We start from the raw sequence: 13,279 nt of genomic DNA, 5'->3' as shown, positions 1-13,279 counted from the left end.
AGGGGAAAACGTGACGAAGACCTATCTCATCACCGGCGGCGCGAGTGGAATTGGGGCTGCCCTTTCACGGCTCGTCGCGGAGGCCGGCCACACCGTCTTTGTGGCCGATATCAATCTTCCGGGAGCCGAGCAGGTTGCCTCGGCAATCGGTCCGTCGGCGTCCGCCGTAAAGCTCGATATCTGCTCCGAGGCGCAGTGGGAGGCAGTCCTTGACCTGATATGGAAGGAGCGTGGCGGCCTTGACGTTCTGATCAACAATGCTGCAATCGTCCACACAGGTTATGCGCGGGACCTTCCTATCGAAAAGCACCTGCAAACGATGGACACAAATTTCTTCGGCCCGGTGAAGGGCATGCTCGCGGCACTTCCGCGCTTCAAATCGCAGGGATACGGGCACCTCGCGACGGTTTGCAGCATGACAGCGCTGCTGCCGTTCCCGGGTATCGCCAGCTATGCCGCCGCGAAACATGCCCTTCGCGCTTTTCATCTCGCGCTAGCCCTGGAAGAGCGCCAAACGCCAGTGAAATTTACCATCGTCCATCCAACGTCCACCGAAACGCCGATGTTGGACAAGGAAGCGGAAGATGATGCAATGGCCCTTTCCTTTGCCGGCATATCGGTCACGCCCGAATATGTCGCCAAGGTGGTTCTCGAAGCCATTCGCAATGAGGAGATCGAGGCCTTCGCGCCGCCGGAACGCGGCGATGCAGTGAAAAAGCTCGGGACCAATCCCAAAAACCTTTGGGAGATGATGGACCGCAACTCTGCCATCGGCGCTGAAAAGCTCAAGGCTCGCCGCGCTGGAAAGGCAATGAACGGGCCACAATGACAGCGATCCAGGGGATGGCCTCGTCACGTGAGGAGTGCCATGCTTGCCTCGACGGCGTCGGCCGACCCCGGCAACGATGATCGTTGACCGCGAGGTTGCTTCAGCTTTCCTGCTTCTTCTTTCGCCGCGATGGCGTAGCGTCGTCGCCGTTTTCCGCGCCGCTCAGTCTTTGCAGAATATTGTAAGATCCTTCGCGGAGATCCCGAATGATCAAATCGCCGGTTTCGGCCGGCGAGCGTCTGTTCAATGCGTCGACAATCAGAAGATGGGGATGGACTGCGGCCGTTGCGGGTCGGATGATCGGGTATTGATTGTTCACGAAAGGATAAGCAAGAAGCCAGAGGTTTTCAATATACCTTACGAGGACATCGTTGCCACAGGCGCGATAGATCGTGAAATGAAACTCCTGGTTTGCAGCAAGTGCTTCCTTCCAACGCTCTTCCTTTTCGCTCTGGATAAACCTCTGGTGCAGTACGCTTAGTCTCGCAATGTCCTCATCGCTAATCCGCACCACCGCAAGTTCTGCTGCGAGTCTCTCGAGGGGCACCCGCGTTTCGCGAATATTGATGTATTGCGGAATCGACAGCACTGGCACACGCGGTTGATGGCCAAGTCGGATTTCCAATGCGCCCTCGCGCACGAGCTGGAAGATGGCCTCCCGAACCGGCGTTGGCGAGGTGTTGTATGTGGCCGCTAACCCCCTGATATTGAGGCGTGCTCCAGGTTCGTATTGGCCGGTCATGAGTGCCACGCGCAAACGTGAGTATATCCGCTCCGACAGGCTGTGCCGATTGAGACCGAGATCCTCATTACTATCGATATCGGTCTCTGGTGTGACTATCGAATTCATATATGCCTTCCCGCCTGTCCAATACCGGCGTCTGAATTTACCAGCAATAATGCCAGCAAACCCCGATTACGAGATGTCGACAAGGCGAAGCCCGCTTTTCAGCCCTTGAGGCCGTTCTTGTCCATAGGAAAGTGACATGCAAAGGCGGTTTCGTCCTGGTGAATAAGCATGGGCTCGACAGTGCGACAGAGTTCTTGTGCCTTCCAGCACCGCGTTCGGAAGCGGCAGCCGCTCGGGGGATCGGCGGGGCTGGGCACGTCCCCGGTCAAAACGATGCGGCGGCGGGTGCGTTCGCTTCGAGGGTCCGCGGTTGGCACCGCCGATAGGAGAGCGGTCGTGTATGGATGTCTTGGCGACGTGAAAATCTCGTTGCGGGGACCGATTTCAACAATCTTGCCAAGATACATGACGGCAACGCGATCCGAAATGTGACGCACTGTCGATAAATTGTGCGCGACAAACAAGTAGGAGAGGCCTAGCTCTTGCTGCAAATCATGGAGCAGATTAAGCACGCCTGCCTGGATGCTCACGTCGAGAGCGGAGACGGGTTCATCAAGAATGATGAGTTTCGGCTTGACCGAGAGCGCCCTTGCAATACCCACGCGTTGTCGCTGGCCGCCTGAAAGTTCGTGGGGAAAGCGGTCAAGATGCTCCGGGTTGAGTTTGACGAGTCCGATCAGCTCACTGACACGATCCGACATGTCCTTTTTTGACATATCCAGAAGACGCAATGGCTCCGTCACTATCTCACGGATTCTCATTCGAGGATGAAGCGAAGCAAAAGGGTCCTGGAAGACCACCTGGAGATCTTTTCGCTTTGCACGCATTTCCGCCTCGCTGATCTTGCTGAGGTCGGTTCCCTCGAGGAGCACTTCTCCCGAGCTGGGTGGCAAGAGTCTGAGAATACAGCGCGCAAGTGTCGACTTGCCGCAGCCGGACTCGCCGACAAGCCCAAGTGTTTCTCCCTTGGCAATATCGAAACTGACACCTGCAACGGCCCGAATGACCGGAGCGTTCTTCAGAGTGGAAAAGACCCCGCCAGCGCCGAAATCCTTGGTCAGGTTTCTAACCGACAGCAAAGGCGCACCGGCATCCGAATGGCTCACAGCTCTAGTGGTCTGTCCCGCGGGGAGATCCTGCAAAGTGGATGTCATGCCGAGTTCACTCTGGTTTTAGCAGCCGGGATGGCCTGGGCGAGATGACAGGCCACGTCGGTTGGCCCGAAACCTCGGAGTTCGGGCCTTTCGAGCTGACATCTTTCGACAGAGAAACTACATCGCGGGTTGAAAGCGCAGCCAGGCGGTATGGTACCTGCCGTCGGCGGAGCCCCACCGATATCGCTGAGACGAGCAATCTCCCCGGTCAGCTGGGGCAACGAACCCAGCAGGCCTCTGGTGTAGGGATGACGCGGATTGTCGAACAAGTCATCGACTGGCGCTCGTTCAACGATCGAGCCCGCATACATGACCGACACGTGCTCAGCCATGCCGGCGACGACGCCCAAGTCATGGGTAATAAGCACCAGGCCGGTTCCGCTACCCTCGCAAAGATTGCGGAGAAGCTCCAGCACCTGCGCCTGGACGGTTACGTCCAAAGCCGTTGTCGGTTCGTCGGCGATAATAAGATCTGGCTTGTTGGCGATTGCGATTGCGACAACCACGCGTTGACGCATGCCGCCGGAGAATTCGTGAGGATATTGGTCAATGCGCTTTTCCGGAAAAGGAATCGCGACCGAACGAAACAATTCGATCGCCCTTGTCCGCCCCTCCTTGGCTGTGCACTGCGGATTGTGAATCCTGATCGCCTCGACCAATTGGTCGCCGACCGTCAGTACGGGATTGAGCGCAGTCAGGGGATCTTGAAAGACCATCGACATTCTCGATCCACGCAATTGTCGCAGGTCCTTTGCAGGACTGCCGATTAGTTCTCGACCGAGAAGCTTGACCGAGCCGGAAACCATCGCGGAAGGCGGCAAAAGCCCCATGACGGCACGCATCGTGATGCTTTTCCCCGAGCCGGATTCACCGACGAGACCCATAATCTCGCCTCTCTTCAGAGAAAAATTCACCCCGCGAACGGCCTCGACGTAACCGTTCGCTATTTCAAAGGTCACGCGTAGATCATTTACTTCGAGAAGAGGTTGGTCGCCCATGTCATGCTTTCCGCGGGTCGAGAATATCGCGGACCCGGTCGCCGATGAAATTCAGCGCGAGAACGACACTCAGGATGGCCAAACCGGGCGCTGCGGCGATCCACCAATAGTAGAAATTCACGGTGCCATCCGAGACCATCGCGCCCCATTCCGGGGCAGGAGGGGCGGCGCCGAGACCGATGAAGCTCAGCGATGCTGCGAGCAGTACGACCTGCCCGAAATCCATAGTTGCATTTATGAGAATCGGCGTTCCGCAGAGAGGCAGGATATATTTCCGCAGCAATCGGCCTTTGCGGACGCCGGACGATATTGCAGCCTCGACATGCTCCATTTGTTTGACGCTGATAACTTGCGCCTGCATCAGACGCGTATAGAGCGGCCACCAGACAGCAATCATCGCCACCGTCGCCGTCCAAAGTCCGGGGCCTAGTGTAGCCGCGACCGCCATCGCCAGGAGCATTGGCGGAAAGGACAAGGTGATGTCGACCAGCCGCATGATGATCGTGTTTATCCAGCCCCCCAGGAAACCTGCCATCGCTCCAAGACAACTGCCGAGGATCGCACCGACACACACGACGAAAAATGCGACGGGAATGGAATAGACCGCTCCCGATAGCGTCCGTGAAAAGACGTCGCGACCCAAGCCGTCGGTACCAAACAGATGCTCAAGGCTTGGGGGCTGGAGCCGACGGCCAACCATGTCGAAAGCACTATAGGGCATCCAATATTGCGCGGTTAGAGCAGCAAATATCCAAAACAGGATGATAGCGAAGCCAATATATGCGGGAATGACCGACCACAGATTGGTGCGGCGTCGTTTACGCCTGAGCGTTGCGTGTAAGGTGTCTGCTGCGGCCATGGAATTGCCGGGCTCCTACTGGAGTTTGATGCGAGGATCGACCAGCACGTAGGTGAGATCGGTAAGGAGATTGGTCAAAAGAAACGCCGTCCCTCCAAGCATGGTCACTCCCATAATCGCCGGATAGTCCAGTGCCCGGGCGGATTCCACTGCGTAGGATCCTATGCCGGGCCACGAAAAAATCGTTTCGGTCAAAACAGCGCCGGTAATGAGGAAGGCGAAGGAATAGCCGATGACGGTGATCGCAGGGATCAGTGCATTCCGGAGGGCGTGATGGAAGAGGACCCTTCTTTCGGTCGCACCCTTGGAGCGCGCCATAAGAATATAGTCCTGGCTGAGCACGTCGAGCATGCTGGCGCGTACCAGCCGAGATATTATGCCGGTGACAGACCATCCAAGGACGCTCGCGGGAAGTATCAAGTGGGTGGCAGCCTCCCAGAACGTGGACATGTTGCCGGCGAACAGCGCGTCGACCGTATAGAAGCCGGTAATCGTGGATTCTGGGGACGTGCGGGCATCAAGCCGCCCCGGTCCGGGGAGAATACCAAGCTGGACGGAAAATATGAAGAGCACGGCAAGCCCGGACCAGAATACCGGCAGCGAAGATCCCAAAAGTGCGAAAAGGCGCACCAGGTGGTCCACGGCGGTATCACGCATACGCGCTGCGACTACCCCAAGCAGAATTCCTGAAACCGAGCCAAACAGCAATGCCGCAACGACCAGTTCCACTGTCGCGGGAAGGCGCTCCATCAGGTCTTGAGCGACCGGCCGCTTTGTCCGGAAGGACGTGCCCAAATCCCCCGTGACCACGTTCTTCAGATAGATCAGATATTGCTCGACGGGCGTCTTGTCCAAACCCCAGCGGACTTTCGCCGCTTGAACCGCCTCCGGATTACTGAGCTGCCGCTCGGGCAGGATCGAGGAAAGTGGATCCGCCGGCGAGGCGTGCGACAGAAGGAAGGCGATGGTAAGCACACCCAAAAGCAAGGGTGGAAGTCCGATCAAACGGCGAAGAACGTATGTATGAGCTTGCATTGTTCGCCCTTTCGATCAGACTTCCACGTTCCCGTCGTCGCGCATTACTGCGCGAAGCTGAGATCCTGTAGCGGCAGGATTGACGTCACGCTGTACTTCATTCCGCTTATGTTCTTGCTATAGGCAAGGACCGTATCGGGACCGACCAGTGGCACGATGATGCGGTCCTTGATCATCTCCAACGCGATCTGGTGATAGAGTTCGTCGCGTTCGTTGATCGGCGCCGCAACGGCCTTGTCCAGCAGTTCCTTTTCCTTGTTGTTCAACACGCCCTCTATCTTGTCTCCGCCAGAGCGAGCCAGCCAGCGTGTGCCCGGGATCATACCAAAGGTTTTCACATACTGGTCGGTACCGAAGTAATCAGGTCCGTAAAACGATGCAGTCAGCGGCGTGTGGTCTCCCTTGACCGTGTCAAGCCAGACCGGGAAGGTGGCAGGCTTCAGCTGAAGGCGGATGTTCACCTTGGCGAGGTTCTGCTGCACGAACTGCATGAGCGTTGACATATCAACCCCATAATAGTTCTCGTTGGGAAACACGGATTCAATGTCGAAGCCATTCTCAAGCCCTTCCTCCTTCAGGAGTTGCTTGGCTTTCTCGACATTGTATTCCGGCTGCGGCAGGCCGTCGGTGCCGGGGAAGCCGTTAGGAATCGCAACGGGCACGACCTTGCCGGCCCCGCCGATTGTGAAGTCGATGATGCCCTTATAGTCGATGGCGTAGGCTATGGCCTGCCGCACCTTGAGCGTCAGCGGTACCGTGTTTGCCTTCGCGCCCGGGCTTAGCGCCATGTAAAGGAAATTGTACGAGGGCACTGATTCGACGACTACATCGGGAGCTTTGATCGTCCGGGCGGTATCCGGTGCGATCTGCATCGCTATATCGACCGCGCCGCTTTCAAGCGCCTGTGCCTGCGCAACAGAATCCTTCGTCTGCTTTATGACGATTTCGGCGATCGCGGCTGGCTTGTCCCAGTATTTTTCGTTGCGTTTGAACCGCAATTCGTCGTTCGGGCTGTAGCCTCCCAGCACATAAGGGCCGCTGCCTGCCGAATTGGTGAGGAACCAAGGCTCCGCGCTGTCCGAGGCAGCCCCATCCTTTGAGGCCTTGGCACCCTGTGTCGAGGCGACGTCGCTGTTTACCACACCGGAGTATGGCGCGATGACTTTGCCGAGGAATTCCGAATCCGGCGCCGACAGTTTGACCACGACCGTGCGTGCATCGGGGGTCTCGATCGACGTCACGGTTTCGAAGAGCCAGGCCATGCCTCCTTGGAGATTGGCCAGCCGCTCCCAGGACCATTTGACGTCCTTGGCTTCGACCGGCGATCCGTCGGAGAAGACCGCCTTCGGATTCATGTGAAACGTGAACTGCGTATTGTTGTCGTTGACCTCCCACTTTTCGGCCAGCGCCGGGGTGATCGTCTTGTTGTCATCTCCGAGCCTCACCAGCGTCTCGTAGACCGCATACAAATAGATGTTGCAGGTATCGCACGTGGTACGAGCGGGATCGAGTGAATTGACGGCAAGGTTGCGGGCAATAATGAGCGGTTTTTGCGCTTGCGCGGAGGCAAGAGACGTCGAGCCAAGCATAGCCAGGGCGATAGCCAGCGGGAGCAAGGCACGGCCGACTCTTTTGCGATTGGGAGTCTTATCGAACGCTACGGTCATTTTGATCTTCCCCTTTGTTGATTGGTGACGAAACGCGGCGCTTCAGAACGTCCATCATATATCATAACGTTGAATTTCGGGCCACCTGTCAATGGGAAATTTGGCGGGAACCAGCCCCGCAGGCCATAAATGGCGGGAGGTCAGTCCGATTATTTCGGCAGAAAGGACGTTCAGAGACGGCTTATCTGCTATGTCAAAATGGCCGTAGCATTCTCCAGCCGGAAAGAAATGTGAGAATTTTCAATGATTTCGATCCGAACCGGAGAAAGTTGCGATCGATGGAAGATTGCGTCTCGACACTAGCGAAGAGTTTGCTATATCAAAAATGATCGTTCCGATCCCGGGTGGAGGCTTTTGTGCCGACAACATCTCATTTTGAGACCTGCATAGATTTCGAGCTGGCCATCGGTGAGAGCCCGGTCTGGGACGAAGAGAAAGGCCTCCTGTGGTTTATAGACGTCCTGCGGCCGGCAGCTTTCACCCTCGAACCGGCCTCAGGAACGGTGGTGGAGTACCCGATGCCCGACGAGATAGGCAGTCTTGGCCTCGTCGCGGGCGGCAAGTTAATTGTAGCACTCAGGAGCGGTGTCCATATTTTCGACCCGGCGACCCGGTCGCTCCAATTTCTCGTTCACCCTGAACCTGGCCGTCCGACGAACCGGCTCAATGATGGGAAAGTCGGTCCCGACGGGTCGTTTTGGGTCGGTAGCATGCACGATGCGTTGCCGCGGCAACCGACGGCGAGCCTGTACCGTGTAACACCAAGTGGCGAAGTGACGACCATTATCGACGGGCTGCGTGTCTCAAACGGCCTCGCCTGGAATCCCGACGGAACAACAATGTATCACGCTGATTCGCGGGGGCCGGTCGTGCGAGCTTTCGACTTCGATCCGGGCAGTGGACAAGTCTCCAATCAACGGACCATCATCGTCCTCGACGAAAAAGGCGGCCTGCCCGACGGGGCAGCGGTGGATGTCGAGGGTTGCTATTGGAGCGCAGGTATTTCCGCTGGGGTCCTCAACCGGTTCACGGCGCACGGCTCTCTCCTCGAGACCCTGGTATTGCCGGTAGCAGCGCCGACGATGCCTTGTTTCGGCGGACCGGATTTCAAGACAATGTTCGTCACGTCCCTGACAACCGATCGGGACGGGAAGCATTCAACCGGTACTTTGATCGCCTTTGACGTCGCTGTGCCTGGTCTTCCCACATACAGGTTTCCGGAGCAGGCACCCCATGCCCTGCATCCCGCATAGCGCGGTGTCGGGACTTTTATCATCTCAACCCCGGAGGGCCCCGCATGGTCGCTGATATTCAACACGTTGAAACCCTGGGCGCCATGCTTGGAGAAAAAGCCGTCATGTTCGGCGATGACGCGGCCTCGTATGAGGACGGTGCCCGCTATGACAAGGGGCGCGCCTCATTCGTTGTGCGACCGGCTACGACAAAGGAAATGTCCCAAGCAGTGTCCTATTGCGTGCGCCACGGGATACATATCATTCCGCAAGGGGGCAACACGGGCGTCGTCGCGGCTTCGACGCCGGACTCCAGTGGAACCCAGGCGGTGATTAGCATTGACCGGTTGGCCCGGAGCCTCAATCTGGACGTCGACAACCGTTCGGTGGCCGTAGATGCGGGTTTCCTGCTGTCGGATCTGAATGCCGCGCTCGAAACCGAAGGGCTGTTCTTCCCAATTGATCTTGGTGCAGATCCCCGGCTGGGCGGCATGCTGTCAACAAATACAGGTGGGGCACGATTTCTCAAATATGGCGACGCCCGCAAGAATACGCTTGGCATGAAGGTCGTGTTGGCGGATGCGGAAGGTACGATCCTCGATTTCGGCCGCGAGCTCAGAAAGAACAACACCGGCATCGACTGGAAGCAGATTTTTATTGGTACATCCGGCAGTCTCGGCATTATCACCGAATGTGTTCTCAACCTTGAACGGCGCCCAAGACAAAGCGCCGCTGCATTGCTGGTTCCATCAAGTGCGGGCCATGTCATGTCACTGCTTCGTGCAATGGAAACACGCGCCGGTGGCTATCTCACTGCCTTCGAGGGCATGTCCGGAAATGCGATCAAAGCCACGCTCCATCATATCCCATCTTTGCGCAATCCCTTCGAAAACCGCGAAATCCCCGATTACGTGATCTTGGCGGAGTTAACGCGAACCTGGGATCTTCGCGACAATGAGCAGACGCTCGACAGCGTGCTTGAAACGGTCCTGGCAGAGATGTGGGAGTTGCAAGAGGCGCCCTTGGCCGATGCTCTGTTCGGGTCGGCGCATGAAATGTGGGCGCTGCGCCATGCGATCTCCGAGGGCGTGAGACAGATGGGAAAGCTTGTCGCGTTTGATCTGGCCTTTCGCAGAGGTGACGTGATGACGTTCTGCGAGCGGATGAAAGCCGAAATACCGGCGCGCTTCCCGGGCGTTGCGGTCTGCGATTTCGGTCATATCGGCGATGGTGGTGTGCATTTCAATCTCGTTGCCGATCGGGCAAGCGGCGTTGCTGCAGATGCGAGCATGGAGGGCCAGCTCCGGGACTGGGTGTATGACGTCGTGGTCAATGACTTTGATGGCAGCTTCAGTGGTGAACATGCGATTGGCCGGAGAAACCAAGCCTACTACGACAAGTTCACGCCGGCTGTGCTGAAACATATGGCGCGAGAACTCAAAACGATCACCTCACCAGCGGGTCTCGGTGCGGTGAGGTTCGGCTAGCAATTGACCTCGTCGGATCTCTTCGAGCCCCGGCTGGAGCCGGAAAAGGCGATCAGTAAGGGGCAAAGGCCTGCTGAAAAGGGTTGAAGAAGGAGAGAAAGACGATGGACGTACGCGCTGCCCTTGCCGTTCAGGCCGGAAAGCCGCTGGAAATTATGACGGTACAACTCGACGGACCGCGCGAGGGCGAGGTGCTGGTCGAGATCAAGGCGACCGGCATCTGCCACACCGACGAGTTCACGCTGTCGGGCGCCGATCCCGAAGGCCTGTTTCCGGCCATCCTCGGCCATGAGGGCGCCGGCGTCGTCGTCGATGTCGGCAAGGGCGTCACCTCGGTCAAGAAGGGCGATCACGTCATCCCGCTCTACACGCCGGAATGCCGGCAATGCCCGTCCTGCCTGTCGCGCAAGACCAATCTCTGCACCGCCATCCGCGCCACCCAGGGCCAGGGCTTGATGCCGGACGGCTCGTCGCGCTTCTCGATCGGCAAGGACAAGATCTTTCACTATATGGGCTGCTCGACCTTCTCGAACTTCACCGTGCTGCCCGAGATCGCGCTGGCCAAGGTCAATCCCGACGCCCCCTTCGACAAGATCTGCTACATCGGCTGCGGCGTGACCACCGGCATCGGTGCTGTCATCAACACCGCAAAGGTCGAGCAAGGCGCGACATCAGTCGTCTTCGGCCTCGGCGGCATCGGCCTCAACGTCATCCAGGGTCTGCGCCTTGCCGGCGCCGACATGATCATCGGCGTTGACCTCAACAACGACAAGAAAGCCTGGGGCGAAAAGTTCGGCATGACGCATTTCGTCAACCCGAAGGAGATCGACGGCGATGTCGTGCCGCACCTCGTCCACATGACCAAGCGCGGCGCCGACCAGATCGGCGGCGCCGACTACACATTCGACTGCACCGGCAGCACCAAGGTGATGCGCCAGGCGCTGGAGGCGTCGCATCGCGGCTGGGGCAAGTCGGTTGTCATCGGCGTTGCCGGCGCCGGCCAGGAGATTTCGACCCGGCCGTTCCAGCTGGTCACCGGCCGCACCTGGATGGGCACCGCCTTCGGCGGCGCGCGCGGCCGCACCGACGTGCCAAAGATCGTCGACTGGTACATGGACGGCAAGATCCAGATCGACCCGATGATCACCCATTTGCTGAAGCTCGAGGACATCAACAAGGGCTTCGACCTCATGCATGAGGGCAAGTCGATCAGGAGTGTCGTGGTTTACTGAAGAAGACCACACGCCGCCGACCAGCAGGCCTGCGACCTCTGTGGTTCACAACTGGAGGAGACAAGAATGGCGGAGAAACTGCATCCCAAGATCGACAATGGGCTTCCCAAGGAGAGCGCAAGCTTTGCCGGCGGCACATTGGTCTGCGCCTGCACCAGCAAGCCGGTAAAGGTGAAGGTCAAGGGCCAGATCGCCCACAACCACGCCTGCGGCTGCACCAAATGCTGGAAGCCTGAAGGCGCGGTGTTCTCGGTCGTAGCCGTCGCCGGCACCGGCGACGTCACCGTCACCGAGAATGGCGACAAGCTGAAGGTGGTCGACCCCTCGGCACTGATCCAGCGCCATGCCTGCACCGGCTGCGGCGTCCACATGCACGGGCCGGTCGAGCGCGACCATCCGTTCAAGGGCCTTTCCTTCATCCATCCCGAACGTTTTGAGGAAGATGGCTGGTCACCGCCGGGCTTCACAGCTTTCGTCTCGTCGATCATCGAATCCGGTGTCGACCCGAAACGGATGGACGGCATTCGCGCGCAGCTGAAGTCAATCGGCATCGAACCCTATGACTGCCTCAATCCCGGCCTGATGGACTACATCGCCACCTGGACCGCGAAGAAGTGCGGCGCCTTGCCGGCCTGAAGATCTGAAACAAGCGTTCATGGGGCCGGAACAGCGATCCGGCCCCATATTCCCTGGATGCTAGTTGCCACCACACGCCAGCCCTCCGACAATGCCGCGCTCAGATATACCGGAGAGCGTGGGGACGACGTTCGCCTCGACAACATCGTCGTATCCGTCTCCCCCGCCAGCGCTCGTCAGATAGGTCTCGTTCTGTGGCCGAATGCTGAAAAGCCCGATCCGCGACGATCCTTCGTCACGCTCAAGGCCGACCTTCTTGGCGAGGAGCAGGTTGTGCCGTGGTTTCGCAAGGCAAGCCGGGGAACGAAGCACGTGCTGATTTTCGTGCCTGGATTCGACAACGGCCATGCCGAAGCCGTCTATCGTTTCGCACAACTCGTTCACGATGCGTGCATCAATGCCGCACCGGTGCCGTTCACCTGGCCTTCGCGCGGCAACGTGCTCGACTACGTCTACGATCGCGAAAGCACGATCTATTCCCGCTTCGGGCTCGACGCCGTTCTGAAAGCAGCCGTCGATAGCCCAGGCGTCGCCGAGGTGGTGATCCTGGCCCATTCAATGGGCATGGCTGACCATGGAGGCTCTGCGAGACATGGCCAACAGGACGCAAAAGTGCCGCCCAAAATTCGTTCAGTCATTCTCGCCTCGCCTGACATCGATGTCGATGTATTCAAGCGTCTGGTTTTCGAGCTGGGCGACAAGCGGTCGCATATCACCATACTCTTCGCAAAACGATCTGGCGCTCAAAGTATCCACCTGGCTCGCGGGCGATGTGCAGCACCTCGGTGCTACCGATTTTCGGCCATACGACAATCTGCTTCGTCAGTACGGCATCACCGTTATCGATGCCTCCGATGCGAAGCAGGGGGATGTTTCTTGGGCTTAGCGCTTTTTCAGAAAACGCCGATATCCTGCGGAGCTTGGGAAATACCTTCCATGGCAGGACCAAAACCGCTGCTGCCCGTGTTGATGCCCGCGAGTGCTCTATTCTGCCCCGCCAAGGCCACTCCTTGATCATTCGGATTTCACGGCAGCGGGGCGAATGTTGCAGGCATCGACCGCCCCTCGATGAAGCGCTGCATCGAGAGGTGGCGTTGCGAGTTGCCACCAGGCTGGGGGGTTTGAGGGCGGCTACTGGAACTTGGTCACGACGCCGATGCCGATGCCTTCGAAGCCGCCCATGGCCACCAGGGCGGCCGGAGCCTCTTCGAGGCTGAGCCTCTTGCTGACCAGAAGTTCGGGCTTCAGCTTGCCGCTGCCGATCATCGCCATAATCGCCGGATAGCGGTAGGCCTGCATG

Annotated in this window: 12 protein-coding genes; 6 read left to right on the top strand and 6 right to left on the bottom strand. The window is 58.3% G+C overall.

The genetic code is table 11. From position 1 onward, the window contains the following. The first annotated feature begins 10 nt into the window (after nucleotides 1-10). Complete coding sequence (locus AC1DXN_RS05975; RefSeq protein WP_477269755.1) at nucleotides 11-829, top strand: SDR family NAD(P)-dependent oxidoreductase; 819 nt, start codon at nucleotides 11-13, stop codon at nucleotides 827-829. A 100-nt stretch (nucleotides 830-929) separates the two neighbouring features. On the opposite strand, the gene AC1DXN_RS05970 is transcribed toward AC1DXN_RS05975, so the two are convergent. From AC1DXN_RS05970 to AC1DXN_RS05945, 6 genes are all read right to left on the bottom strand, one after another. Then, on the bottom strand, nucleotides 930-1,679 hold the full coding sequence (locus AC1DXN_RS05970) for a GntR family transcriptional regulator (protein ID WP_477269757.1): 750 nt from the start codon (nucleotides 1,677-1,679) through the stop codon (nucleotides 930-932). A 98-nt stretch (nucleotides 1,680-1,777) separates the two neighbouring features. Continuing rightward, a complete protein-coding gene (locus AC1DXN_RS05965) occupies nucleotides 1,778-2,833 on the bottom strand; it encodes an ABC transporter ATP-binding protein (protein ID WP_477269759.1) in 1,056 nt (351 codons plus the stop codon). Continuing rightward, nucleotides 2,830-3,831 carry an ABC transporter ATP-binding protein gene (locus AC1DXN_RS05960; RefSeq protein WP_477269761.1) on the bottom strand — a complete coding sequence of 334 codons (1,002 nt, stop codon included), beginning with the start codon at nucleotides 3,829-3,831 and terminating at the stop codon, nucleotides 2,830-2,832. The genes AC1DXN_RS05965 and AC1DXN_RS05960 overlap by 4 nt, the downstream gene beginning before the upstream one ends. 1 nt (nucleotide 3,832) lies before the next feature. After that, the gene (locus AC1DXN_RS05955; RefSeq protein ID WP_436260305.1) at nucleotides 3,833-4,690 is read right to left on the bottom strand and encodes an ABC transporter permease; all 858 of its coding nucleotides are present in this window, start codon (nucleotides 4,688-4,690) and stop codon (nucleotides 3,833-3,835) included. A gap of 15 nt (nucleotides 4,691-4,705) precedes the next feature. Further along, nucleotides 4,706-5,725, bottom strand: a complete 1,020-nt coding sequence (locus AC1DXN_RS05950) for an ABC transporter permease (RefSeq protein ID WP_477269763.1) — start codon at nucleotides 5,723-5,725, stop codon at nucleotides 4,706-4,708. A gap of 44 nt (nucleotides 5,726-5,769) precedes the next feature. Then, nucleotides 5,770-7,392, bottom strand: a complete 1,623-nt coding sequence (locus AC1DXN_RS05945) for an ABC transporter substrate-binding protein (RefSeq protein WP_477269765.1) — start codon at nucleotides 7,390-7,392, stop codon at nucleotides 5,770-5,772. Nucleotides 7,393-7,748: 356 nt separating this feature from the next. Between AC1DXN_RS05945 and AC1DXN_RS05940 the strand changes: the two genes are divergently transcribed. From AC1DXN_RS05940 to AC1DXN_RS05920, 5 genes are all read left to right on the top strand, one after another. Continuing rightward, nucleotides 7,749-8,645 carry an SMP-30/gluconolactonase/LRE family protein gene (locus AC1DXN_RS05940; protein WP_477269767.1) on the top strand — a complete coding sequence of 299 codons (897 nt, stop codon included), beginning with the start codon at nucleotides 7,749-7,751 and terminating at the stop codon, nucleotides 8,643-8,645. A 44-nt stretch (nucleotides 8,646-8,689) separates the two neighbouring features. Beyond that, nucleotides 8,690-10,111 (top strand): FAD-binding oxidoreductase, encoded by a 1,422-nt coding sequence (locus AC1DXN_RS05935; protein WP_477269769.1) that lies wholly within the window; start codon nucleotides 8,690-8,692, stop codon nucleotides 10,109-10,111. A 104-nt stretch (nucleotides 10,112-10,215) separates the two neighbouring features. After that, complete coding sequence (locus tag AC1DXN_RS05930) at nucleotides 10,216-11,343, top strand: S-(hydroxymethyl)glutathione dehydrogenase/class III alcohol dehydrogenase (protein ID WP_477421498.1); 1,128 nt, start codon at nucleotides 10,216-10,218, stop codon at nucleotides 11,341-11,343. Between the two features lie 66 nt (nucleotides 11,344-11,409). Continuing rightward, nucleotides 11,410-11,979 carry an S-(hydroxymethyl)glutathione synthase gene (gfa, locus tag AC1DXN_RS05925; protein ID WP_477278445.1) on the top strand — a complete coding sequence of 190 codons (570 nt, stop codon included), beginning with the start codon at nucleotides 11,410-11,412 and terminating at the stop codon, nucleotides 11,977-11,979. Between the two features lie 57 nt (nucleotides 11,980-12,036). Continuing rightward, a complete protein-coding gene (locus AC1DXN_RS05920; RefSeq protein ID WP_477278447.1) occupies nucleotides 12,037-12,993 on the top strand; it encodes an alpha/beta hydrolase in 957 nt (318 codons plus the stop codon). The last annotated feature ends 286 nt before the right edge of the window (nucleotides 12,994-13,279 follow it).

The organism is Mesorhizobium sp. P2_H9 (assembly GCF_056403215.1).
The sequence above is the reverse complement of the archived record's forward strand: the minus strand, read 5'-3'. Positions and strand labels throughout refer to the sequence as shown.

Coding starts and splice junctions, on each gene's coding strand:
- AC1DXN_RS05935 (WP_477269769.1), top strand. CDS start 8,690: ATGGTCGCTGATATTCAACACGTTGAAACCCTGGGCGCCATGCTTGGA.
- AC1DXN_RS05965 (WP_477269759.1), bottom strand. CDS start 2,833: ATGACATCCACTTTGCAGGATCTCCCCGCGGGACAGACCACTAGAGCT.
- AC1DXN_RS05945 (WP_477269765.1), bottom strand. CDS start 7,392: ATGACCGTAGCGTTCGATAAGACTCCCAATCGCAAAAGAGTCGGCCGT.
- AC1DXN_RS05920 (WP_477278447.1), top strand. CDS start 12,037: ATGCTAGTTGCCACCACACGCCAGCCCTCCGACAATGCCGCGCTCAGA.
- AC1DXN_RS05950 (WP_477269763.1), bottom strand. CDS start 5,725: ATGCAAGCTCATACATACGTTCTTCGCCGTTTGATCGGACTTCCACCC.
- AC1DXN_RS05955 (WP_436260305.1), bottom strand. CDS start 4,690: ATGGCCGCAGCAGACACCTTACACGCAACGCTCAGGCGTAAACGACGC.
- gfa (WP_477278445.1), top strand. CDS start 11,410: ATGGCGGAGAAACTGCATCCCAAGATCGACAATGGGCTTCCCAAGGAG.
- AC1DXN_RS05970 (WP_477269757.1), bottom strand. CDS start 1,679: ATGAATTCGATAGTCACACCAGAGACCGATATCGATAGTAATGAGGAT.
- AC1DXN_RS05960 (WP_477269761.1), bottom strand. CDS start 3,831: ATGGGCGACCAACCTCTTCTCGAAGTAAATGATCTACGCGTGACCTTT.
- AC1DXN_RS05930 (WP_477421498.1), top strand. CDS start 10,216: ATGGACGTACGCGCTGCCCTTGCCGTTCAGGCCGGAAAGCCGCTGGAA.